Source organism: Amycolatopsis samaneae, assembly GCF_039541975.1.
Classification (GTDB): Bacteria; Actinomycetota; Actinomycetes; order Mycobacteriales; family Pseudonocardiaceae; genus Amycolatopsis; species Amycolatopsis samaneae.
The window spans coordinates 699,034-720,955 of sequence record NZ_BAABHG010000002.1; the positions used below are offsets into that span (position 1 = coordinate 699,034).

General features: G+C 68.9%; 26 protein-coding genes. 7 read left to right on the forward strand and 19 right to left on the reverse strand.

Translation table 11 applies throughout. From position 1 onward, the window contains the following. Positions 1-33 precede the first annotated feature (33 nt). Both ABD987_RS06515 and ABD987_RS06520 read right to left on the reverse strand, forming a co-directional pair. Entirely contained in the window at positions 34-879 is an 846-nt protein-coding gene (locus ABD987_RS06515; RefSeq protein WP_345388018.1) for a DUF4097 family beta strand repeat-containing protein, read from the reverse strand. A gap of 77 nt (positions 880-956) precedes the next feature. Continuing rightward, complete coding sequence (locus tag ABD987_RS06520; RefSeq protein ID WP_345388021.1) at positions 957-1,478, reverse strand: toxin-antitoxin system HicB family antitoxin; 522 nt, start codon at positions 1,476-1,478, stop codon at positions 957-959. An 85-nt stretch (positions 1,479-1,563) separates the two neighbouring features. Here ABD987_RS06520 and ABD987_RS06525 point away from each other — a divergent pair, with 85 nt between their 5' ends. Next, positions 1,564-2,019, forward strand: a complete 456-nt coding sequence (locus ABD987_RS06525) for an AAA family ATPase (RefSeq protein WP_345388024.1) — start codon at positions 1,564-1,566, stop codon at positions 2,017-2,019. An 11-nt stretch (positions 2,020-2,030) separates the two neighbouring features. Here ABD987_RS06525 and ABD987_RS06530 read toward each other — a convergent pair whose 3' ends face one another. After that, positions 2,031-2,846, reverse strand: a complete 816-nt coding sequence (locus ABD987_RS06530) for a DUF72 domain-containing protein (RefSeq protein WP_345388285.1) — start codon at positions 2,844-2,846, stop codon at positions 2,031-2,033. A gap of 138 nt (positions 2,847-2,984) precedes the next feature. Here ABD987_RS06530 and ABD987_RS06535 point away from each other — a divergent pair, with 138 nt between their 5' ends. Beyond that, entirely contained in the window at positions 2,985-3,623 is a 639-nt protein-coding gene (locus ABD987_RS06535; RefSeq protein WP_345388028.1) for a class I SAM-dependent DNA methyltransferase, read from the forward strand. A gap of 60 nt (positions 3,624-3,683) precedes the next feature. After that, positions 3,684-4,118, forward strand: a complete 435-nt coding sequence (locus ABD987_RS06540; RefSeq protein WP_345388031.1) for a VOC family protein — start codon at positions 3,684-3,686, stop codon at positions 4,116-4,118. Between the two features lie 26 nt (positions 4,119-4,144). Here ABD987_RS06540 and ABD987_RS06545 read toward each other — a convergent pair whose 3' ends face one another. Continuing rightward, a complete protein-coding gene (locus ABD987_RS06545) occupies positions 4,145-4,801 on the reverse strand; it encodes an SDR family oxidoreductase (RefSeq protein ID WP_345388034.1) in 657 nt (218 codons plus the stop codon). A gap of 107 nt (positions 4,802-4,908) precedes the next feature. Here ABD987_RS06545 and ABD987_RS06550 point away from each other — a divergent pair, with 107 nt between their 5' ends. After that, positions 4,909-5,247, forward strand: a complete 339-nt coding sequence (locus ABD987_RS06550) for a winged helix-turn-helix transcriptional regulator (RefSeq protein WP_345388037.1) — start codon at positions 4,909-4,911, stop codon at positions 5,245-5,247. 46 nt (positions 5,248-5,293) lie between these two features. On the opposite strand, the gene ABD987_RS06555 is transcribed toward ABD987_RS06550, so the two are convergent. Further along, positions 5,294-5,740 carry a MarR family winged helix-turn-helix transcriptional regulator gene (locus ABD987_RS06555; protein ID WP_345388040.1) on the reverse strand — a complete coding sequence of 149 codons (447 nt, stop codon included), beginning with the start codon at positions 5,738-5,740 and terminating at the stop codon, positions 5,294-5,296. Between the two features lie 41 nt (positions 5,741-5,781). Here ABD987_RS06555 and ABD987_RS06560 point away from each other — a divergent pair, with 41 nt between their 5' ends. Then, entirely contained in the window at positions 5,782-6,657 is an 876-nt protein-coding gene (locus ABD987_RS06560) for an SDR family NAD(P)-dependent oxidoreductase (protein WP_345388043.1), read from the forward strand. Between the two features lie 331 nt (positions 6,658-6,988). Next, on the forward strand, positions 6,989-8,245 hold the full coding sequence (locus tag ABD987_RS06565) for an HNH endonuclease signature motif containing protein (RefSeq protein WP_345388046.1): 1,257 nt from the start codon (positions 6,989-6,991) through the stop codon (positions 8,243-8,245). 108 nt (positions 8,246-8,353) lie between these two features. Here the strand turns inward: ABD987_RS06565 and ABD987_RS06570 are convergent, their stop codons facing one another. The 14 genes from ABD987_RS06570 to ABD987_RS06635 form a co-directional block, all read right to left on the reverse strand. Further along, a complete protein-coding gene (locus ABD987_RS06570; RefSeq protein WP_345388049.1) occupies positions 8,354-8,734 on the reverse strand; it encodes a winged helix-turn-helix transcriptional regulator in 381 nt (126 codons plus the stop codon). A 94-nt stretch (positions 8,735-8,828) separates the two neighbouring features. Next, entirely contained in the window at positions 8,829-9,320 is a 492-nt protein-coding gene (locus ABD987_RS06575; RefSeq protein ID WP_345388052.1) for a hypothetical protein, read from the reverse strand. After that, a complete protein-coding gene (locus ABD987_RS06580) occupies positions 9,317-9,808 on the reverse strand; it encodes a hypothetical protein (RefSeq protein WP_345388055.1) in 492 nt (163 codons plus the stop codon). The genes ABD987_RS06575 and ABD987_RS06580 overlap by 4 nt, the downstream gene beginning before the upstream one ends. After that, positions 9,808-11,037 (reverse strand): MCE family protein, encoded by a 1,230-nt coding sequence (locus ABD987_RS06585; protein WP_345388058.1) that lies wholly within the window; start codon positions 11,035-11,037, stop codon positions 9,808-9,810. The genes ABD987_RS06580 and ABD987_RS06585 overlap by 1 nt, the downstream gene beginning before the upstream one ends. Further along, complete coding sequence (locus ABD987_RS06590) at positions 11,034-12,251, reverse strand: MCE family protein (RefSeq protein WP_345388060.1); 1,218 nt, start codon at positions 12,249-12,251, stop codon at positions 11,034-11,036. The genes ABD987_RS06585 and ABD987_RS06590 overlap by 4 nt, the downstream gene beginning before the upstream one ends. After that, on the reverse strand, positions 12,248-13,441 hold the full coding sequence (locus ABD987_RS06595; protein ID WP_345388062.1) for an MCE family protein: 1,194 nt from the start codon (positions 13,439-13,441) through the stop codon (positions 12,248-12,250). The genes ABD987_RS06590 and ABD987_RS06595 overlap by 4 nt, the downstream gene beginning before the upstream one ends. 34 nt (positions 13,442-13,475) lie before the next feature. Then, positions 13,476-14,507: an MCE family protein gene (locus ABD987_RS06600; RefSeq protein ID WP_345388063.1), complete on the reverse strand. Its 1,032-nt coding sequence runs from the start codon at positions 14,505-14,507 to the stop codon at positions 13,476-13,478. Continuing rightward, positions 14,504-15,541 carry an MCE family protein gene (locus ABD987_RS06605; protein WP_345388065.1) on the reverse strand — a complete coding sequence of 346 codons (1,038 nt, stop codon included), beginning with the start codon at positions 15,539-15,541 and terminating at the stop codon, positions 14,504-14,506. Before ABD987_RS06605 ends, ABD987_RS06600 begins: the two co-directional genes overlap by 4 nt. Continuing rightward, positions 15,538-16,869: an MCE family protein gene (locus ABD987_RS06610; protein WP_345388288.1), complete on the reverse strand. Its 1,332-nt coding sequence runs from the start codon at positions 16,867-16,869 to the stop codon at positions 15,538-15,540. The genes ABD987_RS06605 and ABD987_RS06610 overlap by 4 nt, the downstream gene beginning before the upstream one ends. A gap of 2 nt (positions 16,870-16,871) precedes the next feature. Then, positions 16,872-17,732, reverse strand: coding sequence for an MlaE family ABC transporter permease (locus ABD987_RS06615; RefSeq protein WP_345388067.1), 861 nt, complete (start codon positions 17,730-17,732; stop codon positions 16,872-16,874). A gap of 16 nt (positions 17,733-17,748) precedes the next feature. Beyond that, the gene (locus tag ABD987_RS06620) at positions 17,749-18,534 is read right to left on the reverse strand and encodes an MlaE family ABC transporter permease (RefSeq protein ID WP_345388069.1); all 786 of its coding nucleotides are present in this window, start codon (positions 18,532-18,534) and stop codon (positions 17,749-17,751) included. 129 nt (positions 18,535-18,663) lie between these two features. Then, on the reverse strand, positions 18,664-19,425 hold the full coding sequence (locus ABD987_RS06625; RefSeq protein ID WP_345388071.1) for a glucose 1-dehydrogenase: 762 nt from the start codon (positions 19,423-19,425) through the stop codon (positions 18,664-18,666). 16 nt (positions 19,426-19,441) lie between these two features. Beyond that, complete coding sequence (locus ABD987_RS06630) at positions 19,442-20,341, reverse strand: 3-oxoacyl-ACP reductase (RefSeq protein ID WP_345388073.1); 900 nt, start codon at positions 20,339-20,341, stop codon at positions 19,442-19,444. Between the two features lie 102 nt (positions 20,342-20,443). Continuing rightward, positions 20,444-20,632 (reverse strand): ferredoxin, encoded by a 189-nt coding sequence (locus ABD987_RS06635; protein ID WP_345388076.1) that lies wholly within the window; start codon positions 20,630-20,632, stop codon positions 20,444-20,446. Between the two features lie 102 nt (positions 20,633-20,734). Here ABD987_RS06635 and ABD987_RS06640 point away from each other — a divergent pair, with 102 nt between their 5' ends. After that, positions 20,735-21,916 carry an acyl-CoA dehydrogenase family protein gene (locus ABD987_RS06640; protein ID WP_345388078.1) on the forward strand — a complete coding sequence of 394 codons (1,182 nt, stop codon included), beginning with the start codon at positions 20,735-20,737 and terminating at the stop codon, positions 21,914-21,916. The last annotated feature ends 6 nt before the right edge of the window (positions 21,917-21,922 follow it).

A 21,922-nucleotide genomic window follows, 5' to 3' on the forward strand; every position in this document is an offset into this window, starting at 1 on the left:
GGCAGGTGTACTGGTGTGGAAGCGCTCGCCGGATCAGGCCCGGCGGACGGTGATGTCGCCGAAGGAGGTGCTCGCGCGCACCTCGACGGTCTCGTCGGATTCCCCGGGCCGGGAGGTGCTCTCCAGCAGGTTGTGCACCTGCCCGAAGCCGGTGCGCACCTCGAGCCAGGCGGCGGTGCCCTCGGCGATGCCGACGTCGATACCGCCCATCGCGGTGTCGAGCGTCGCCGTGCCGCGGGCGACCTCGCCGACGCGGACGCTGCCGTTGGCCGTCTTGGCCTCGACGCTGCCGCGCACCCGGCCCACGACGATGTCGCCGTTGGCCGCGCGCGCCCGGACATCGCCGCCGACCGTGTCGATCTCGGTGTCGCCGTTGGAGTTCTTGGTGACCGCAGAGCCCTCGACCGCGCCGACGCGGACCTTGCCGGAGCTGGTGTGGATCTCGAGGTCGCCCGCGACCTCGTCGACCGTGATGTGCCCGGTCGCGGTGTCCAGGCGCAGCGAGCCGGTGCGCTCCAGCTGGAAGTTCCCGACGGAGGTCTTGAACCGGCAGTCGCCGAACCGGCCCGTGCCGTGGAAGCCGCCCACCTGCACGTCGCCGTTCACCCGCGAGCCGGTGGGCAGCTCGACGGACACGGTGACCGACCGGGTCTTGCGGGAGAAGTCGAAGACGCGCGACTTCGGCCCCTTGATGTCCAGCACACCGTTCGCGTAGTCGACGCGGACCTGCTGCGCGGCCTTCACGTCGGACTGGTCGGCCTCGTTGGTCGGGCGCACCTCGACGACGGTGTCGGTCCGGTCGCTCGCGCTGATCCGCACGTCGCCGACGCCGAGTTCGAGCTCGACGGAAACCGGTTCGGGTGTCTCGAAAATGGGCATAGCTGTCCCCTCAGGGTGTGGTGGTGAGACGTCCCCGCAGGTCAGGGACGTGGTGTGGTGAAGAGCGGTTCGGCGGGCTAGCGCACCCAGCCGCTGAAGTGCTGCTTGCTCCGCGAGCCGGCGGACGGCCCGGGGCGCTGCTCGCGGTCGGTGCCCCGCAGCGCCGCCGAGGCCGCCCGGACGAGCCAGGCGTTGACCGAGCGGCCCTCCTTGGCGGCGGCCTCCTCGACCGCGGCCTTGAGCTGCTCCGGGAGGCGCACGTTGATCCGCGCGGTGGGACCGTCCTCGGCGATCGGCGGGCCGCCCTCCGGCGCGGGATCCGGTGGTGCCACGCCCTCCCCCGGCGCCGGTGCCGAGGGTGGTGACGTCACGACGAAGTTCGGCTCGCGTCCACGCAGGCGCAGTTCCACCGCGCCCGGGGCCAGGTCCCGGGTGATCTCGTCCGTGGCACCCGACAGTGCCTCCAGCAGGGTCATCCGGATCGCCGATTCGAGCGGGCCGGTCAGGCGCTCGACCAGCGCACGCGCCTCTTCGCCACCGGCTTCGGCCAGGGTGGCGAATTCACGTCCGAGGTTGCGCACATACGAGCTCAAGTCCATGGCACCACTATGGCACACGAGTGGCACCACTGCAAGCCATCATGGCTCAGATGGTGCCACCGGCGGTGCCACTACCCTGTGCGAGGTGAAGCGAGTACTGGTCACCGGGATGTCGGGGACGGGCAAGACCACGGTGCTGGACGAGCTCGCGTCGCGCGGGCACCGCACCGTCGACACCGACTACGGCGGCTACCACGAGACGGTCGACGGCGAACGGCTCTGGCGCGCGGACCGGATCGACGCGCTGCTCTCGGAGGTTTCGGAGACGCATCTGTTCGTCGGGGGCGCGACGCGCAACCAGGTCCGGTTCTATCCCCGGTTCGACCACATCGTGCTGCTCAGCGCCCCGGCCGCGGTGCTCGTCGAGCGCCTGGCCACGCGTACGACCAATCCCTACGGGAAAACCGGGGCCGAACTCGCCGAGGTGCTCGACAATCTGGAGACCGTGGAACCGCTGCTGCGGGAGTCGGCCACGTTCGAAGTGGTCACGACGGTGCCGGTGGCGCGGGTGGCCGACCTCGTGCTCGCCTACCTCCGCTGACACCCCGCTCGTCAGAACAACGTCATCGGCTCGTGCGATTCGGGCTCGGGCAAGGGTTCCAGCTCCGGCAGCCCCGCACGCACCTCGTCGTGGAAGCGGCGGGCCAGCACCAGCGATCCGGCGTTGTCCGGCGTGTGCAGGAACACCGTCGGCGAGCGGCCTTCGCGCAGCCAGGCGGTGACGATCTCGATCCACGGCCGCCAGCCCGCGACGGTGGCGTCGACGTCGTCCCGGCCGTGGTAGCGCACGATCGGGTACCCGGTGAGCGCGCGGGTACGGCGTGGCACCCGCGGTTTCTTCGCCTGCGCCTCGCGTTCGCCGGTGCTGACCGGTGGGGCGGCGAACAACGTCGTGGTGTCGAACGGCATCCATTCGGCGCCGACCCGGCCCAGCACGTACTCCAGCTGCCGGGCGGCCTTCTCGTCGGCGAAGAACGCGGGATGCCGGACCTCGGCGGTGTAGCGGTAGCGCGGGGGAAGTCCGCGCAGGAACGCCGCCAGCACCCCGAGATCGGTCGGGCCGAAGGACGCGGGCAGTTGCAGCCACAGAGCGTGCGCACGCGGCCCGAGCGGTTCGATCGCGTCCAGGAACGCCCGCAGTTCCGCCTCCGCGCCCGCCAGCCGCCGTTCGTGGGTGACCGTCTTCGGCAGCTTGACCACGAACCGGAACTCCGGCGCGGTCTGCGCCGCCCACGATTCCACGGTGGCACGGGCGGGTGTGGCGTAGAACGTGGTGTTGCCTTCCACCGCGGTGCACCAGCCCGCGTAGGAGCGCAGCCGTTCCCGCGGGTTCGGCTGGTGTTCCTGCCAGGCGGGGTGTGTCCACATCGCGCATCCCACATGAAGCCGCATGCCCGCGACGGTAGTACCGGTTCTCCCGGCGGCGATCGGCGGTCCGGCCGCGATCCGGTGCCCCGTGGCGGATTCCGGGCCGCCGGAGGTCCGTCGCGGGCTAGGGTGCCCGCCATGACCGAACCCTCCGTCCTGCACGACACCAAGATCGCCTACGACTCCGTCGCCGCCCGCTACGCCGAGCTTTTCGGCAATATCTTGGAAACCCTGCCGCTGGAACGGGCGATGCTGACCGCGTTCGCCGACCTCGTGCGGGCCGGGGGCGCCGGACCGGTCGCCGACCTCGGCTGCGGCCCCGGGCATCTGACCGCACACCTGCACACGCTCGGGCTGGACGCCTTCGGCGTCGACCTGTCCACCGAGATGATCACGCTGGCCCGCCGGGACCATCCGGGACTGCGGTTCGACGAGGGGTCGATGACCGCGCTGGACATTCCCGACGGGACGCTCGGCGGCATTCTCGCGTTCTACTCGGTCATCCACACACCGCCGCGGCAGCTGCCCACCGTGTTCGCCGAGTTCCAACGGGTCCTGGCACCGGGTGGCCACCTGCTGCTCGGCTTCTTCGCCGGCGACGACCCGCTGCCGGAGGAGTTCGACCACAAGGTCACGCCCGCCTACCGGTGGTCGCCGGACAGTCTCGCGGAACTGTTGCGCCAGGCGGGATTCACGGAGGTCGGCCGGATGGTGCGCGAGCCACACCAGGACGAGCGGCAGTTCCGGCAGGCCCAGCTCCTGTTCCGCAGGCCATGATCACCCCTGGTGCGGAAATCCGGTTCTCGGCGCGCGGTACGCACAAGTAGGCTGAGGTTCATGGGGTCGGTCAAACAGGTCCAGGTCACCTTCGACTGCGCGGAACCCGAGCGCGTCGCGCGTTTCTGGTGCGAGGTGCTCGGGTACGTCGTGCCGCCGCCACCGGAGGGGTTCGCCACCTGGGACGAGTTCGACCGCTCGCTGCCGCCCGAGCGGCAGGGCGCCTCGTTCGCCTGCTCCGATCCCACCGGCGTGGGCCCGCGGCTGTACTTCCAGCGCGTTCCCGAGGGCAAGGTCGTCAAGAACCGGGTGCACCTCGACGTGCGGGTCGGTACCGGGCTCGTGGGCAAGGAGCGCATCGCCGCCCTCGAGGCCGAGTGCGCGCGGCTGATCCCGCTCGGCGCGGTACGCGTGGAACTGCTGGTCTCCGACGACGAGAACGAGTCGTGCCTCGTGATGCAGGACGTCGAGGGCAACGAGTTCTGCCTCGACTGAGGCTCATCGGCTCCCCGGCACCGCGGTCAGGGGCGACCGCCCTCCAGGTGAATGGTCTCGCCGGTGAGGAATTCGGCCCCCAGCAACCACAACACCGCGTCCGTCACGTCGGCGACGGTGCCGGCGCGGCCGACGAGGGTCCGCCGAGCGGCGGACGCGAGGAAGTCCGGTTTGGCCTCGCCCTTGGCGTCCCAGGCGCCGGAGTCGATGATCCCCGGCGACAGCGCGTTGACCCGGACCGGCGCGAGTTCGGCGGCGAGGTGCCGCGCGGCGAACGCGGCCGCCCCGTTGGTCACGCCCGTCACGACGTTCCCGCGCGCCGGGCGCCAGCCGACCTGACCGGAGAACAGCAGCAGTGATCGCCGGATCGTGAAGTGCTTCGCGAGCAGCAAGGGCCCGATCACCTTGGCCGCGAAGGCGTCGACGGTCCTGTCCCGGTCGAGCTCGCGGATCGGCACCGCATGCGGCGCCGACGCCGTGTTGACCAGATGATCGACCGCCCCGAGTTCGGCGGCCGTCGCGGCGATGGTCGTCTCGTCGCGCAGGTCGATGTGCAGTCCACCGGGCCGATGGGACGCGACGTGTACCCGCGCGCCCTCGGCGGTCGCGGCCGCCGCGATCGCCCCGCCCAGATGCCGCCCGCCCAACACGAGCACTGTTTGACCGGTGAGCCGGTTACCCATGACGCCACTCCGTTTCGTCGACTGTCGTTGCCGACGTAGGCTATGGAAAAGTAACCAGGTACTTCAACGTAACTGGAATCGGAGGGATCACCGTGGGGTACGACGTCATGTCCGTCACCTGTCCGTCCCGGGTGGTGCTGCACCGCATCGGGGCGCGGTGGACGGTGTTCGTGGTCAACGCCCTGGAAGACGGCCCGCTGCGCTTCACCGCCCTGGTGGCGAAAATCCAGGGCGTCACCCCGAAGGTCCTGACCGAAACGCTGCGCGCGATGGAAGAGGATGGCCTGCTCGCCCGCGTCGAGTACGCGGAACAGCCACCCCGCGTCGAATACGGGCTCACCGACCTCGGCCGGTCCCTGCTGATCCCGCTGCGCGCCGTCCGTGAATGGGCGGAAACCCACGTCCCCGAAATCCTCGAAGCCCGCGAACGCGCCCAGAAGGGTTAGCACGGCGCGGATCGGCGATCGTCAAACCACGATTGCCGCGCTTGCGTTACGGGGTCAGCGAGGCGTGCAGCGTCCTAAGTAGCCGGTTGAGTTCGGCCTGGTCGGCGGAGTTGAGACCACGAAGGAACCCGGTTTCGATGTCGGTCACCGATTTCGCCAGGTCGTCGGCTGCCGATCGGCCCGTTTCGGTCAGGTTGATGACGCGTCGCCGCCGGTCCGCGGGATCAACGTGGCGGCCGATCAGGTGTTGGCCGGCCAGGCCGTCGAGGATCGGCACCACGTTTCTGGGATCGACGGCGATGAGGCGGCCGAGGTCCTGCTGTCCCAGCGGGCCGCGTTCGCGCAGCGCCAGCAGGACCGCGTGTTGACTGGGCGTCAGGTTGTGGCGACGCAGCATGCCGATCCAGCTTCGCTCGGCCAGCGAGCCGAGCCGGGCGAGCAGGTAGCCGGTCCTGGCCTCGAACGACAACTGGTCGTCGCGCTGGTCCTTCATGTAGTCATGATAAACCATGATATACATCAGACATGAAAGACATGAGACATGAAGAAAAAACCTACCTGGTGACCGGGGCGACCAGCGGCGTGGGCTACGCCGTCGCCACGCAGTTGGCTGCTCGTGGTGCTCGCGTCCTGCTCGGCGCCCGGTCGGCCGAAAGCGGCCGGGCCGCCGCGTCCATGATCAGGTCACGGGTACCGGAGGCCGAACTGGAAGTCGTGGCCGCCGACCTGTCGGACATGACGCAGGTGCGCTCGCTGGCCGTGCAGGTGCGACAGCACACCACCCGCCTGAACGGCCTGATCCTCAACGCCGCCGAGGCCCGGACCCGCCGCGAACTCACCCCGGACGGGTTCGAAACCAATTTCGCCACGAACTACCTGTCCGGATTCCTGCTCACGCACCTACTGCTACCGGCGCTCACCGGTTCCGCATCCGCGCGGATCGTGGCCCTCTCCTCGTCAAACCACACGCATATCAAGCATCTCGACCTGGACGCGTTGCCCACCGGCGAGAACTTCGGTCACACGCGGACGTACTCGACGACGAAGCTGCTCACCATCCTGTTCGTGGCCGAGTTCGCGCGGCGCGTTCCCGGCACCGGTGTCACCGCCAACGCCGCGGACCCGGGCTTCGTGCGCACCAACCTCGGCCGGCACACCACGGGACCGTTCGGACTCCTCCTGAAAGTCACGCGCCCGTTCCAGACGTCTGCCGAGAAGGCCGCCGGAACGCCCGTCTATCTCGCCACCGCACAGGAGGTCGCGACGAGCATGGGTGGCTACTTCGCCAACAGCCGCCCGGCGAAGCCGAGCCCGCTCTCCCAGGACCCGGAGATCGCGCGGAAGCTGTGGGAACTCAGCTGCGACCTTCTGACACAGCGCAACCTCGCGTCGAGTGACGAACTGGCCTGAGCCGCTCACACCCACCCTCGGCACGACAGGGCACGCGGACACCAAATCGTTGATGACACCAGGAAACCCAGAAAGGTTGCGGCCGGCCTACTGAACGCTCTCGCCGCCCGCGACGTCTTCCTCACGCAACGATCCCCTCCATCCGTGACAACCAGTCGTATCCGAGTCGGCAGGCGACTCGCATCATGCTCTGCCAGGCGGCGCGGTGACAGATTGCGTGATCAGGTGACAGATTGCGCAGTCAGTCACATATCCCCTCCCTAAAACGCCGGTCATTACTTCACTCGATTGTGTCGAACGTATGTGCGAGTGACTGCGGTAAGCTGGAGGCGTGTCCAGGAACCTGTCCACCCAGAAACCGCCACCACTGTGGCGGTTGTCCGGTCGCGAACTCGCCGACGAGGTGCGTGCGCGACTGGAAGCCTTGTGGCGCCTGGACGCCGAACTCGGCCAACTACTGGTGGAGGTTGATTCTCGCGGGGTGTCCGAGCTGTACGGCTACGGATCCACCGCGGCATGGTTCGCACACATGGGGCGGATGTCGCGCGGTGAAGCCAAAAAGCATCTTGATCGTGCGCGTGGGCTGAATCCCGGTCGTAGCATAGACGGTACCGAAACACCCGCCGCCGCGCCAGCGACCGGAGCAGCCGCACTCGCCGGGGAGATCGGACCACATCACATCGGCCGGATTTTGTTGTTCCTGAAGAAGATTCCAGCTGATGTGTCCGAAGAGGACAGAGCAAGCGCGGAGAAGATCCTGGTAGAGCTGGCACGTCAGGCGACACCACAAGAGGTCGACAAAGCCGCCGCCGAGATCCTGGCCCGCATGGACCAGGACGGAAAGGAACCGAAGGACCCGGACCCGGCCGAGCGGAAGCCGGAACTGCGGATGCGGCAACGGAAGGACGGCTGGTTCGATATCGACGGCCAGCTCGATCCCATCACCGGGACCCGGCTGAGCACCATCCTCGACCCACTGTCCACACCCCGGCCCGCCGGGGAAGACGAGTGGCCCGACCTACGGACCACGTCCCAGCGGTACGGAGAAGCCTTCGGCGAGGCCATCGCGATGCTGGCCAACGTCCCCGACGTGCCCGGCGGAGACCGCGCCCACCTGGTGGTCACCGTGGCCCTGAACGACCTCAAGACCAAACTCGGCACCGCCTGCCTGGACATGGTCAGCGAACTCACCGCCACCGAAACACGCATGCTGGCCTGCGACTGCCAGATCATTCCGGCGGTACTGGGCTCGAAAGGCGAACCACTCGATCTGGGCAGGGCCAAGCGTTTGGTCACCCCGGCACTGCGCAAAGCACTAATCATCCGAGACGGCGGCTGCGCTTTCCCCGGCTGCCACCGAAAACCGCGACACTGCGACGCCCACCACGTGATCGAGTGGGCACACGGCGGACACACCATCCTCCGCAACCTCGTACTGCTCTGCACCGCCCACCACCGGCTACTGCACAGTTCACCGTGGACAGTCCACATCACCGAAGACGGAATACCCACCTTCATCCCGCCCGACTACGTCGATCCCTTACGCAGCCCCAGAAGAAACTACCTCCATCAGCGGATCGCCGCCTGAGGACCGGACCGAGCATACAGCGCGAATCCTTCTGGAGTACGGATGTCCAACCACGAACGGCCAACGAGACCGTGCCACGATCCGGCGTGTGGGCAGACACCGGAATACTCAGGCGTCGAAACGGTGCCGGGACTCCTCGATGTGGCCGAGATAGCGCTGGGTCCACGCGCACATCCCGTCGATCGTCGCGCGGAGCCCCCGGCCCGGCTCGGTGAGGACGTACTCGACCCGCGGCGGCACGGTGGGATGCACGGTCCGCTCGACCAGGCCGTTGCGCTCCAGCATCCGCAGGTTCTGGGTGAGCATCTTGTGACTGATACCCGCCACCCCGTCCCGCAGCTCACTGAAGCGCAAGGTGCGGTCGCCGAGGCACTCGATGATCAGCAGCGCCCACTTGTTCGCCACGTCCGAGAAGATCTCCCGCGCCAGCGAGTCGGCGCGGGTCAGGTCCGCGTCCTCGGGCGCGCCGGTGAACTGCCTGTTTCCCATCGGTTCCTTCGGTCGCGGGGTACGTCGTGCCAGGCCGACGCACATTCCCACGGTACCCGAGTCACCACCGGTGACCAGCCGACCGCGGGCAGCGCTACAGCGTGTCCAACCGGGACAGTCGCCACCGGCCGTCGACCCGTTTCGCGGTCACGCTCAGCTGCGCCACCGATGTCTGCGGCGCACCGCCGCCAGGCGCCAGCGTCTGCTGGTCCAGGAACAGCAGCACCGACGCGTCGTCCCCGCGCAGTTCACGCACGCCCAGCGAGCGCACCGTCGTGGTGCGCACCAGCTTCTGCTCCTCCGCGCGCTTCCTCGCCGCCGCGAACTGGTCCCGGTACTGGGCCACCGCGTCCCCGGCGAGCACCTCGGCGGCGGCCCGTTCGGTGCGGGCGAGGTTGGCGTAGTCGTAGGAGAACACCGCCTTGACCGCGGCGCCGACCTGTTCGGTGACCTCGGCCGTCGCGGTCTGGTCCACCAGTGCCGCGTTGTCGCCGGAGTCCAGCAACCCCGTCTCGACGCCGAACCACACCGCACAGCCCAGTGCCACCACCACGATCCCGGCCAGCAGCCGCGCGAGACGGCTCATGCGATCGCCTGCACTCCGCCGACCTTCCACGCGTCGCCGTCGCGCACGAAGTCGACGGTCAGCCGGTTCAGCTTCGGAGCTGGGGCACCGTCGCCGGTACTGACGCGGACGTCCAGTACCGCCATCAGGCGCGCGGTCCCGGCGCCGACGTCGAGCTGGGTCACGGCGGCCTGGACGAGCGACGCGGTCGAGACGGTCTTGGTGCTGGTCGCTCGGTCGACCTGGAGCTTCCGGTCCCCGGACAGGTCTTTCCCGTACTGGCCGGTGGTGGCGGCGATCCAGCGGTCCACGTCCTGGGCGGCGGTGTGGTAGTTCATCGTGTTCAGGGCGACCAGCTCGGCGTTCGCCGCGGCCAGTACCGCGTCGCGTTCCCGGCCACGCGCCTGCGCGTCGTCGTGCGCGGATCGCCACCACGAGAACCCGGTCCCGCCCGCGGCGAGCACCGCGAGGACGGCCGCGACCACCAGCGCGCGCGTGAGCGGCGCCATCACGAGCCGCCCAGCAGCGCGCCCAGCCCGCCCTTGGTCAGCCCGGTCAGCAGGTTCAGCATGCCGGGAAGCTGGTTCTGCTGCGTGGGTTCCGGCTGCTTCGGCGCCGCCGGGAGCACCGGGGGCCTGCCCGCGTACGGCGCGTTCTGCGCGCCCCGCACCCCGGTCTTGCTGCCCGGCGGCTCCGCGCAGTAGGCCTTCGTGTTCACCGGAAGCTCCCGGGTGTCGTTCGCCGGCCGCTGCTGGGTGCCCTCGTACCCCTTGGTGCACGACGCCGGGTCGAAGAAGTTCAGGATGAAACCCAGGTGCCCGGTGCCGTCCGGCGACGTGGTCGGCGAGAACGCCGAGATGACCGGGTAGGCCACGAGCAGCTCTTCGATGGCGTCGGTGCGCGCCGAGGTGACCTGCGCGGTGGTCAGCGTGTTCGCGAACAGCACCCCGAGGTCGGTACCGGACTTCGCGAGCACGTCGCTGATCTGGCGCCCGAGCTGCGGCGCCTCGTCGACGACCTTGCGCAGGTCCGGATCCGAGGTCTTCAGCTGCGAGGCGATCGTGCGCAGCCCGCTGGAGAACTCGGTGATGTTCGCGGCCTGCCGCTGCTGGGTGTCGAGCACCGTCCGCGAGTTCGCCAGCAGGCCCTGGGTCTGCGGCAGGTACCGCATCGCCGCGGTGGTCAGCGAGCCCGAGCTGTCCAACAGCCGTTGCAGGTCCGGCCCGGCGCCGGCGAAGGCGGTGTAGGTCTCGTCGACCACGGTGCGCAGCGAGTCCGGGTGCACCCCGGCCACCAGCTTGTCCAAATTGGACAGCACGGTGTCCGGGCCGAGCGGGATCGAGGTGCGGTTCTGCTCGATCACCCCGCCCTCGGCCAGGTACGGGCCAGTGTCGTGCTGGGGCAGCAGGTCGACGAACTGCTCCCCCACCGCCGACCGGTTCGACACCTGCGCGCGGGTGTCCGCGGGGATCTTCGGCCCGCCCTTGTCGATGTCCAGGCCGACGTCGACGCCGTGGTCGGTGAGCTTCATCGACGTCACCCGGCCGACGGTCACCCCGCGATAGGCGACCTCGGCGTTGACGAAGATCCCGCCCGAGTCCGCGAGCTTCGCGGTGACCAGGTAACCCCTGGTCCCGAAGAGCCGGTCCAGCCCGGCGTACTTGCCGCCGGCGTAGACCACCGACACCACCGCGATGATCATGAACGCGAGCAGCCGGATCCGGGTCGCCCTGGTCATTTGCCACCCCCGAACAGCGAACCGAGCACGCCGCCGACGCCGCCGAGCAGCCCGCCGCCGCTCTGGCCCTGCGGCGCGCCCGGCGCCTGCGGCGGATTGACCGTCGGCAGCGGAAGCGGTGGCGGCGGGGTGCCGTTGTTGAACGGGATCGCGCCCGGCGCACCGGTCCCCTGCGAGCCGGGAATCGGCAGGAACGGCTGCGAGGAACTGGTGATGTTGTGCAGCAGGGTGTCCAGGTCCAGATCGACGGTCGCCTCGACGTTCGCGTAGTCGCCCTTGATCACGTTGCCCGCGTAGTCCGGGAACGGGTAGGTCAGCAGGATCTGCAACGCCTTGGGCAGGTTCTGCCCGGCCTCGCCCAGCTTCTGCAGGATCGGCTGCAACGCCTTGAGGTTCGCGACGAGCTGGTCGCGGCTCTTCGTCACGGTGTCGACGGCGACGCCGGACAGCTTGTTCAGCGACTTCAGCATCCCGACGAGCTGGTCACGCTGGTCGGTGACGATCTTCAGGCCCGGCGCCAGGTTGTCGAGCGCGTTGCCGAGATTCTGCGTCTGCCCGGTCAGTGTGCGCGACAGCTTGTCGAGCCCGTCGATGGCCCGCAGGATCTCGCCCTTGTGCCCGTCCAGCTGGGTGGCGAGTTCGTCCACATGCGACAGCAGGGCGCGGATCTGCGGCTCGTTGCCGGACAACGCGTCGTTCAGCTCGTGGCTGATCTTCTGCAGCTGGTCGACGCCGCCGCCGTTGAGCAGCAACGACAACGCGCCCAGCACCTCTTCGACTTCGGGGTTGCGGTTGGTCCGCGCGAGCGGGATCTGCGCACCCTGGCCGAGCTTCCCCTCGGCCTTCTCCGCCGTCGGCGCGCGCAGGTCGACGAACTTCTCGCCGAGCAGGCTCGACTGTCGCAGCTCGGCGTGCGCGTTGGCGGGCAGGGCGATGTCGCCGTTGACCGCCATGGACACCACCGCCGTGCGGGTGTCCGGGGTGAGGGTCACCTTCTCGACACGGCCTACCGCGACGTCGTTGACCTTGACGCTGGCCTGCGGCACCAGATCCAGCACGTCGGTAAACTGCGCGGTGATCCGGTACGGATGGTCGCCGATGTCGGCACCGCCGGGCAGCGGCGTGCTGTAGAGGCCGTTGAACCCGCCGTCGCTGCACCCCGCGAGCACCAACACCCCGGCCAGCACCCCCACGATTTGCCTGCGGCGCTTCACTTCTTGCCTCCCGACAGCTGGGTGAGGACGTCGGTGACCGGCAGCGGCAGCGGCGGAAGCTCACCGGTCTGGAGCGAGGCGATCACCTGCGAGAGGCTCGGCAGCTTCAACGTCCCGTCGAGCACCGGGGCGAGCTTCTTGCACATGTTCCCGATCACGTCGGGAATCTCCTTCGGCGTCCCCGCGCTGATCAGGCGGCACAGCGTGAGCACCGGCGGGTGGGTGATCTCGTTGAGGTTGTCCCGCACGGCGATCGTGCCGGACGCCGCGTCGTAGGAGTTGATGAAGTTGGTCGCGCCCACCGGGGCGACGTCGAGCACCTCGGCCAGCGAGGAACGCTGGTCCACCAGCACCTTCGTCAGCGAAGCCAGTTTGTCCACATTGGACGAAAGGGCCTCCTTGTTGTCCGCCACGAACGTCTTGACGTCACCGAGCGCGCCACCCAGCGAGGTCAGCGCCGCGCCCACGTCGCCGGAATCCTTGGCGAGGAACCCGCTCACGTCGGCGACGCGCTGGTAGAACTCGTTGAGCTGCGCGTCGCTCTGCGCCAGCGCGCCGGTGAAGGAGTTCAGGTTCTGGATGGTGCCGAACAGGTCGTCCTTCGAGTTGTCCAGCGTCTTCGCGAGGTCGGCGAGCCGCCCGACCGTCGAGTTCAGGTTGGCGCCGTTGCCCTTCAGGTTCGCCGCCGCGGTGTCCAGCGTCTTCGACAGCGCGCCGTCCTTGTTCGCCCCGTCCGGCCCCAGCGCGGTGGAAAGCTTGTCCAGGCTGGAATACAGGTCGTCCAGCTCGACCGGCGTCGCCGTCTTCTCCTTCGGCAGGACGGTCCCGCTGGCCAGCGTCGGCCCGCTTTCGTAGGCCGGGGTGAGCTGGACGTAGCGGTCGCTCACCAGACTCGGCGCGACGACGACGGCGCCCGCGTCGGCCGGGATCCGTACCCCGTCCACCCGCATGTCGACCCGCACCGAGTCGCCCCGCGGCGTCACCCCGGTGACCTCGCCGACCTTGACGCCGAGCACCCGCACCGACGACCCGGCGTAGAGCCCGACCGTCTTGCCGAAGTACGCGCTGACCCGGGTCCCGCCGCCGTCCCGCTGCACCAGCCACAGCACCGCGGCCAGCACCAGCACCGCGACGCACCCGAAGGAAACCCAGGTGACGACCTTGCGCCCCGAACGTGTCTCGACTGTCATATCGCCGCCTCCGCGGGAGAAAGTACGTCGGCGGTCATCGGCCACCTATCCCCTGGTTCGGCGCGGCGATCGGCGGCGTGCAGCCCTCGGGGTTGATCGTCAGCCCACCGGCGATGATCGTCGGCGGCAGCAGCCCACACAGGTATCCCTCGAACCAGCGGCCGTTGCCGGTGGCGTTGGCGCCGACCCGCGCGAACGGCGCCATCAGCTGCAGGCTCTTGTCGAGGTTGCCCTGGTTGCGCTGCAGGATGTCGGTCACCTTCCCCAGTTTCTGCAGCGTCGGCTTCAGCTGCGCGCGGTTGTCGGCCACCAGCCCGGACAGCTGCGCCGACACTTGCTGCGTCCCCTTCAGCAACGAGTCGATCGCCGCCTTGCGGTTCTGCAGCTCGGTCAGCAGCAGGTTGCCGTCGCTGATCACCCGTTGCAGCTGGGCGTTGCGATCGGACAGTGTCTTCGACACCTTGCCCGTGTTGGCCAGCAGGGTGTGCAGCTCACTGTCCCTTGAGGACACCGTCTTCGACAGCGAGGACAGGCCGGAAAGCGTGTCCTTCAGGTACTGCGGGCTGTCCTTGAGGCTGTCCGACAGGACGTTGAAGCTGTCCGCGAGCTGCTTCGTGTCGATGTCGCCGACGGTGTTCGACAGCTGCTGGAACGCGTCCTGCAACTGGAACGGCGTCCGCGTGCGGTTCACCGGGATCGTGCTGCCCGGGTCCTGCGTGCCCGCGCCCTTCGAATCCAGCGCGAGGTACTTCTCCCCCAGCAACGTCTTGATCTCGATCGACGCCGACGAGGCGTCCCCGACCCGGACGCCCTTGACCCGGAACTTCACCAGCACCTGCTTGCCGGACAGGGCCACCGACGTCACCTGGCCGACCTTCACCCCGGCGACCTCGACCTCGTTGTCCGGCTCCAGCCCGGCCGACTCGCCGAAGTAGGCGGTGTAGGTGACGCCGTTGCCGAACATCGGGAGCTTATCGGAGAAGTACGTCACCAGTGTGACGAGCAGGACCAGCACGAGCGCGATCCCGCCGACGGCGGCCTGGTTGCGGTCCTTCAGTCGTTTCACGGGCCGCACCTCTCCGGTCGCTTGGTCGCGGGCAGCGGCAGGATCGGCAGCTCGATGTTGAGCGAGGAGATCCCGATCCGGCCGTTGATGCCGCACAGGTAGTAGTTGAACCAGCTGCCGTAGCTGAGCGTGCGGGTGAACTTCTGCAGGTTGCCCGGCAGCACGCTGAGCAGGTGGTTGAGCAGCTGTTCCGAATCGCCGAGGTTCTGCGACAACGTGCCGAGCTCGCCGACGTCGTCCTTGAGCGCCGGCCGGGCGTCGGCGAGCAGCCCGGTGGTGGCGTTGGTCAGCTCGTCCAGCGCGCCCACCGCGTCCCCGATCGGCTTGCGCTGCTCCGCGAGCCCGCTGACCAGCCGCTGCGTCTGGTCGATGAGGTCGCCCAGCTGCGGGCCGTGCTGGTTGACCGTGCCGAGCACGGTGTTGAGGTTCCCGATGACCTCCCCGATCACCTTGTCCCGCCCGGCGATCGACGTGGTGAGCGAAGCGGTGTGCGCGAGCAGGCTGGAGATCGTGCCGCCCTCGCCCTGGAACACCCGGATGATCTCGCCGGAGAGCTGGTTGACGTCCTTCGGGCTCAGCGCGCGGAAAAGCGGCTTGAACCCGTTGAACAGCACGGTGAGGTTGAGCGCGGGCTTCGTCCGTTCCGGCGGGATGGTCCCGCCGCGGGGCAGGGTCTTCCCGTCCGCGACGTCGGTCCCCAGCGCCAGATACCGCTGCCCGACGAGGTTGCGGTACTTGATGGTCGCGGTCGTCGAGGCGGGCAGCTGGTAGGCCGCCTCGACGTCGAAGTGCACCTCGGCGAGGTTGTGCTCACCTTCGACGACACCGATGTCCCCGACCTGCCCGACCTTCACCCCGGCGATGCGGACGTCGTCCCCGACCTTGAGCCCGGACGCGTCGGCGAACTTCGCGGTGTACCCGGACCGCGCGCCGAAGTTCGTGTTCGCGATGGTGGCGCCGAGAATGCCGGTCAGTACCACGGTGACCGCGGCGAAGATCAGGATCTTCACCAGGGACGGGACGAAACTCCTCACTTCAGCTCCACCTCCGCGCCCCGGTACAGCGGCCCGACGAGCAGGCTGCCCCAGCCCGGCGCCTGCTCCGGCGCGACCCCGAGTGCCGGCGACATCAGCAGGTTCATCAGCTGTTGCTCATCCGGCGACCCGATGACCGACGACCCGCCGGGCGCGCCGCCCCCGGACGTCACCGCTCCCGGCAGCCGCCCGTCCGGGGACTTCGGCGGCGCGGGCTTGCCGGACCCGTCCTGGACCGGACCGTCCGGCGGGTACTGCGGCCAGTGCCCCGGCTTCGGCACCTGCGGATAGCAGCGCGGGCCCCGTTTGTCGGTGTACTTCGGCTCGTCGACGCCGGGCAGGTACTTGCCGCGGCTGGAGGTGAACTCGATGGTGACGCGGCTGACCTCCGGATGCGCGGTGCCCTTGCCGAAGGCCAGTTCCGCGTTCGGGACCGTGTCGGCGAGCTGCTTGAGCATGCACGGGTACTCCGGCGCGTACTTCGCCAGCACGTCCAGCGTCGGCTGGATCGCGGTGGTGAGCCGGATCAGGTTGTCCTTGTTGACGGTGAGGAAGCTCGTCAGGTCGTCCGAGGCGGCGGACACCGTCGCGTACAGGTCGGCGAGGCCGCGTTGCTTGTCCACCAGGGTTTTGCTGGTCGTGGTCAGGTCCGACAGCGCGGTGATGAGGTCCGGCCCCGCCTTGTCGTAGACGTTCGAGACGTTGGCCAGCCCGGTGATGTCGGCCTTGAGATTCGGCAGCGACGGGTTCATCTTGCCCAGGTAGTCCGAAAGCTGGGACAGGGTCTGGCCGAGCTGCTTGCCGCGCCCGTCCAGCGCCGTGGCCACCGCGGTCAGCGTGCTCGACAGCTTTTCCGGCTGCACCGCCTGCAACAGCGGCATCACGTCGCCGAGCACCTTTTCCAGCTCGATCGCGGAACTGGTGCGGTCCTGCGGGATGACGTCGCCGGCCTTGATGTGCGGTTCGGGCTTTTCCGGCAGTTGCAGCGCGACGTACCGCTCGCCGAACAACGTCTTCGGCAGCAGCCGTGCCGAAACGTTCGCCGGGATCACGCCGATCTTGTCCGGTTGCAGCGCCAGTTCCAGCGACGCGTGGTCCCCGCTCGTGCGGATCTCGCGGACCTCGCCGACGAGCATGCCGCGCACCTTGACGTCCGAGCCCTCCCGCATCTGGCTGCCGACGTGGTCGGTGTCCAGCCGGACCAGGGTGACCGTGGTGAACGCCTTGTCGTACATGGCGATCGTCAGCGCGAAGAACAGCGCGGCGACCACGAGGAACACCAGCCCCAGCACCTGGTGCCGGAGTCTGTGCAGCACCTCGCCGCGCATGCTCATCCGGAGATCCTCACCGTCGTGTTGGCACCCCAGATCGCGAGGCTGAGGAAGAAGTCCAGCACCGAGATCAGCACGATCGACGTGCGCACCGCGCGGCCCACCGCGACCCCGACCCCGGCGGGCCCGCCGCTGGCGGTATAGCCGTAATAACAATGGGAAAGGATCACGATGACGGCGAACACCATCACCTTCGCGAAGGACCAGAGGACGTCTTCGGGCGGGAGGAAGAGCGTGAAGTAGTGATCGTAGGTACCCGCCGACTGGCCGTAGAGCCAGATGGTGATCTGCCGTGAGGCGAGATACGACGAGAGCAGGCCGACGGCGTAGAGCGGGATCACCGCGCTGACCCCGGCCAGCACCCGGGTGGTGACCAGGTACGGCATGCTCGGTACCGCCATCACCTCCAGCGCGTCGATCTCCTCCGAGATCCGCATCGCGCCGAGCTGCGCGGTGAATCCGCAGCCGACCGTCGCCGAAAGCGCGAGCCCCGCCGAAAGCGGCGCGACCTCACGGGTGTTGAAGTACGCCGAGATGAACCCGGTCAGCGCGGCGGTGCCGAGCTGGTTGAGCGCCGAATACCCTTGCAGGCCCACGATGAGACCGGTGAACAACGTCATCCCGATCATCACGCCGAGCGTCCCGCCGATCACCGCGAGCCCGCCGGTGCCGAAGCAGACCTCGGTCAGCAGCCGCAGGGTTTCCCCGCGATAGCGGCGGATCGTGCGCGGCGCCCAGGCGAGTGCCCGCGCAGCGAAGGAAAGCTGCTTGCCCAGCCCTTCCAGGCTCGCCCCGGGGCGCGCGATGACTTCCAGCGTCCGGTCGGACACCAGCGGTCGCTGGATCGGTTCTGCCGTCATCGGCTCGCCTCCCCCATCACATGGCCTTCGGCGGCACGATCCGCAGGTAGATCGCGGTCAGCACCACGTTGATGAGGAACAGCAGCAGGAACGTGATCACCACGGCCTGGTTGACCGCGTCGCCGACGCCCTTCGGCCCGCCCGCCGGGTTCAGCCCGCGGAACGCGGCGACCACCCCGGCGACGAAGCCGTAGAGCAGCGCCTTGACCTCGCTGACCCACAGGTCGGGAAGCTGGGCCAGCGCGTTGAAACTGGCCAGGTAGGCACCCGGTGTCCCGCCCTGCAGGACGACGTTGAAGAAGTACCCGCCGAGCACGCCGACCACGCTGACCAGGCCGTTGAGCAGGACCGACACCACGATCGCGGCGAGCACCCTCGGCACGACGAGGCGCTGGATCGGGTTGACGCCCAGCACCTCCATCGCGTCGATCTCCTCACGGATCTTGCGGGCGCCGATGTCGGCGCAGACCGCGCTTCCCCCGGCACCGGCGACCAGCAGGGCGGTGATCAGCGGGCTCGCCTGCTGCACGATCGCCAGCGCGCTCGCGGCACCGGTGAAGGACTGCGCGCCGATCTGCTGGGTCAGCGAACCGAGTTGCAGGGCGATGACCGCGCCGAACGGGATCGCGACGAGCGCCGTCGGCAGGATCGTGACGCTGGCGAAGAACCAGCACTGCTGGATCCACTCACGGAACTGGAACGGGCGACGGAAGATCGCCAGGAAGACCTCCCAGGACAACGTGGCGAGCCTGCCGACCTGCGCCAGCGCCGCGGTTCCCGGAATCCTCGTCGCGGTCTCCACGGCACCTCCCAGTAGTTACCTGCCCGCCGTTCGAAGCCCTCTTCACCGCTGAGAACGCATCAAACGCAGTCTTATCTCATCCCCCGCCGCCACTTTCGGTTAGCGGTGTTCACTACAGTCCCGTCACGGTCACACTTTCAGCGAATACGTCGCCGTCGCGCCGCCGTCGGCGGCGAACTCGCCGCCGGTGCAGTAGGAACTCTCGTCGCTGGCCAGGAACAGCACCAGCCGCGCGATCTCCTCGGGCCGCCCGACCCGGCCCAGCGGGACCTTTTTGGCCACGAACGACATGTCGACTTCGGTGCCCACCGCCTCCGGGATCATCCGCGTGTCCACGGCCCCGGGGTGGACCGAGTTGACCCGGATGTTCTTCGCGGCCAGTTCGAGCGCGGCGACCTTGGTCATCCCGCGGATCGCGAACTTGCTCGCGGTGTAGGCGACGAGATAGGGCATTCCGGCCAGACCCTCCACAGAGGACACGTTGACGATCGAGCCGCCACCGGCGGCCGTCATCGGTTCAACGACCGAACGCATCCCGAGAAACTGCCCGATCTGGTTGACCCGGATGACGCGCTCGTAGTCGGCCAGTTCCGTCTTGCCCAGCTCCGAGAAGTGCAGCACGCCCGCGTTGTTGACCAGCACCGTAGGCGGCCCGAACGCGGCCTGGGTCCGCGTGATCGCGACCTCCCAGTCGGCTTCGGAGCCGACGTCGAGGTGCTGGTACACCGCCGCGTCGCCGATGTCGGCCGCGAGCTTTTCGCCGTCCTCGTCGAGGATGTCGGCGATCACCACCCGCGCGCCCTCGGCCACGAAAGCGCGCACGGCGGCTTCGCCCTGCCCGCGCGCGCCGCCGGTGATCAGCGCGATCTTGCCGTCCAGCCGTCCCGCCACGTCAGCTCCTCGGAGGTCAGGGAAGTGAGAGGATGTCCGTGGCGGCGAACATCCGCCCCGGATCGCGCTCGGCGAAGTAACCGCCGACCGCGGTTTCGAGTTCTTCGGCGGTCCAGACGCCGTTCGCGGTGTCGAACCGCTGTTCCACCCGCGGCGGTTCCAGCAGCGCGACCATCCCGCCGTGCACGACGAACACCTGGCCGTTGACGTTTTCGGCGGCGGGCGAGGCGAGGAACGCGACGAACGGCGCGACGTGCTCCACCGACAGCGGGTCGACGCCGTCTTCGGGCGCCTCACCGAACACCGACTCGGTCATCGCGGTGCGCGCGCGGGGGCAGATCGCGTTGGCGCGCACGCCGTAGCGGCTCAGCCCGCGCGCGGCCGCCACGGTGAGCGCGGCGATCCCGGCCTTGGCGGCGGAGTAGTTGGGCTGCCCCGCCGAACCGACGAGAAACGCCTCCGACGCGGTGTTCACCAGCCGCCCGTACACCGGCTTACCGTCCAGTTTGGACTTGTCGCGCCAGTACTTCGCGGCGTTGCGGGACAACAGGAAATGGCCGCGCAGGTGGACCGCGAGCACGAGGTCCCACTCCGCGTCGGACATCCCGAACAGCATCCGGTCCCGCAGCACCCCGGCGTTGTTCACGACGACGTCGAGCCCGCCGAAGTGGTCGACGGCGGCCTCCAGCAGCGCGTCGGCGGTGGCCCGCTCGGCGACGTCACCGGCGACGGCGATCGCCTTGCCGCCCGCCGCCTCGATCTCCTCCACGGTGTCCTTCGCGTCGCCGAGGTCGTTCACCACGACCGCGGCCCCGGCCTTCGCCAGCGCGAGGGCTTCGGCCCTGCCGAGCCCCGCGCCTGCGCCGGTGACGATGGCCGTCCGGCCCGCCAATGTCCCACCTACGGCCGCACTCACCGCGATGCCTCCTCGTCGAAGCACGTCGGGCCGGGTCCAGCCCGCCTCACGCCCACAGACTAGAATCTGTTCTCGTTCTAATCAAGAGCAAAATCCATCGAGCTAACCAGCTATGAACAGGGCATTCTTCGGACAACCGGTCACAGCATGCGAAACACGTTCTACTTCACTGTCCGGCACCGGCGACACGACGACCAGGTTCTCGTCGTCGTCGAGGTCGAACACCTCCGGCGCGAACCCGACACACACCGCGTTCGCCTCGCAGAGCGAGCGGTCCACCTTGATCTCCATACTTCCTCCCGTCCGCGAAGCCTGGTACAACTAGAACAAGTTCTACTGTAGCCCCGTGACGGGTTCACCCACCACAACGAGCCCTCCGGGCGGAGGTGACGGATGCGGATCGACTACACCACCGGCCAGCGCGAACTGGCCGGTCAGCTGCGCGAGTACTTCGCCGAGCTGATGACACCCGCCCGCCGTGAGAGTCTCGCGGCGGAAGGCGGCGAGTACGGCGATGGCGTGGCGTACAAGGAAATCGTGCGGCAGATGGGCCAGGACGGCTGGCTCGCGCTCGGCTGGCCCCGCGAGTACGGCGGACAGGCCCGCCCGATGCTCGACCAGCTGATCTTCACCGACGAAGCGGCCGTCGCGGGGGTGCCCGTGCCGTTCCTGACGGTCAACACCGTCGGGCCGACGATCATGCGGTTCGGCACCGAAGAACAGAAGGCGTTCTACCTGCCGAGGATCGCCGCGGGCGAGCTCCACTTCTCGATCGGCTACTCCGAGCCGGAGGCCGGGACGGACCTCGCGTCGCTGCGCACCCGCGCCGAACGCGACGGCGACGACTACGTCGTCACCGGGCAGAAGATGTGGACCAGCCTCATCGAGTACGCCGACTACGTGTGGCTGGCCGTGCGCACCGATCCCACGGCCCGCAAGCACAAGGGCCTGTCGATGCTGATCGTGCCGACGAGCGCGCCCGGCTTCTCGTGGACGAAGGTGCACACGGTCGCGGGCCCCGGCACGAGCGCGACGTACTACGACGGGGTCCGTGTCCCGGTGACCAACCGGATCGCCGACGAGAACGCGGGCTGGCCCCTGATCACCAACCAGCTCAACCACGAACGCGTCGCGCTGACCTCCGCCGCGCCGGTGACCGCGTCCCTGCGCGAGGTGCGCGCGTGGGCGCAAACCGCGAAGCTGCCCGACGGCAGCCGCGTCATCGACGCCGAATGGGTCCGGCTGCACCTGGCCCGCGTGCACGCGCACGCCGAGTACCTCAAGCTGCGCAACTGGCGGATCGCCTGGGCGGCCGCGGCGAGCGAGCTCGGCCCGGCCGAGGCGTCGGCGACGAAGGTGTTCGGCACCGAGTTCGCCACCGAGGCCTACCGGCTGCTGATGGAGGTGCTCGGCGCGGCCTCGGTGGTCCGCGAGGGCTCGCCCGGCGCGCTGCTGCGCGGCCGGATCGAACGCCTGCACCGGTCGTCGCTGATCCTGACCTTCGGCGGCGGGACCAACGAGGTCCAGCGCGACATCGTCGCCGCCACCGCGCTCGGCCTCCCCGTCACCCGCTAGGAGCCC

Excerpts from the sequence above, each read along its gene's own strand:
- ABD987_RS06515 (WP_345388018.1), bottom strand. The coding sequence starts at position 879 with ATGCCCATTTTCGAGACACCCGAACCGGTTTCCGTCGAGCTCGAACTC.
- ABD987_RS06520 (WP_345388021.1), bottom strand. The coding sequence starts at position 1,478 with ATGGACTTGAGCTCGTATGTGCGCAACCTCGGACGTGAATTCGCCACC.
- ABD987_RS06530 (WP_345388285.1), bottom strand. The coding sequence starts at position 2,846 with ATGTGGACACACCCCGCCTGGCAGGAACACCAGCCGAACCCGCGGGAA.
- ABD987_RS06535 (WP_345388028.1), top strand. The coding sequence starts at position 2,985 with ATGACCGAACCCTCCGTCCTGCACGACACCAAGATCGCCTACGACTCC.
- ABD987_RS06540 (WP_345388031.1), top strand. The coding sequence starts at position 3,684 with ATGGGGTCGGTCAAACAGGTCCAGGTCACCTTCGACTGCGCGGAACCC.
- ABD987_RS06545 (WP_345388034.1), bottom strand. The coding sequence starts at position 4,801 with ATGGGTAACCGGCTCACCGGTCAAACAGTGCTCGTGTTGGGCGGGCGG.
- ABD987_RS06550 (WP_345388037.1), top strand. The coding sequence starts at position 4,909 with ATGTCCGTCACCTGTCCGTCCCGGGTGGTGCTGCACCGCATCGGGGCG.
- ABD987_RS06555 (WP_345388040.1), bottom strand. The coding sequence starts at position 5,740 with ATGAAGGACCAGCGCGACGACCAGTTGTCGTTCGAGGCCAGGACCGGC.
- ABD987_RS06560 (WP_345388043.1), top strand. The coding sequence starts at position 5,782 with ATGAGACATGAAGAAAAAACCTACCTGGTGACCGGGGCGACCAGCGGC.
- ABD987_RS06570 (WP_345388049.1), bottom strand. The coding sequence starts at position 8,734 with ATGGGAAACAGGCAGTTCACCGGCGCGCCCGAGGACGCGGACCTGACC.
- ABD987_RS06575 (WP_345388052.1), bottom strand. The coding sequence starts at position 9,320 with ATGAGCCGTCTCGCGCGGCTGCTGGCCGGGATCGTGGTGGTGGCACTG.
- ABD987_RS06580 (WP_345388055.1), bottom strand. The coding sequence starts at position 9,808 with ATGGCGCCGCTCACGCGCGCGCTGGTGGTCGCGGCCGTCCTCGCGGTG.
- ABD987_RS06585 (WP_345388058.1), bottom strand. The coding sequence starts at position 11,037 with ATGACCAGGGCGACCCGGATCCGGCTGCTCGCGTTCATGATCATCGCG.
- ABD987_RS06595 (WP_345388062.1), bottom strand. The coding sequence starts at position 13,441 with ATGACAGTCGAGACACGTTCGGGGCGCAAGGTCGTCACCTGGGTTTCC.
- ABD987_RS06610 (WP_345388288.1), bottom strand. The coding sequence starts at position 16,869 with ATGCGCGGCGAGGTGCTGCACAGACTCCGGCACCAGGTGCTGGGGCTG.
- ABD987_RS06615 (WP_345388067.1), bottom strand. The coding sequence starts at position 17,732 with ATGACGGCAGAACCGATCCAGCGACCGCTGGTGTCCGACCGGACGCTG.
- ABD987_RS06635 (WP_345388076.1), bottom strand. The coding sequence starts at position 20,632 with ATGGAGATCAAGGTGGACCGCTCGCTCTGCGAGGCGAACGCGGTGTGT.
- ABD987_RS06640 (WP_345388078.1), top strand. The coding sequence starts at position 20,735 with ATGCGGATCGACTACACCACCGGCCAGCGCGAACTGGCCGGTCAGCTG.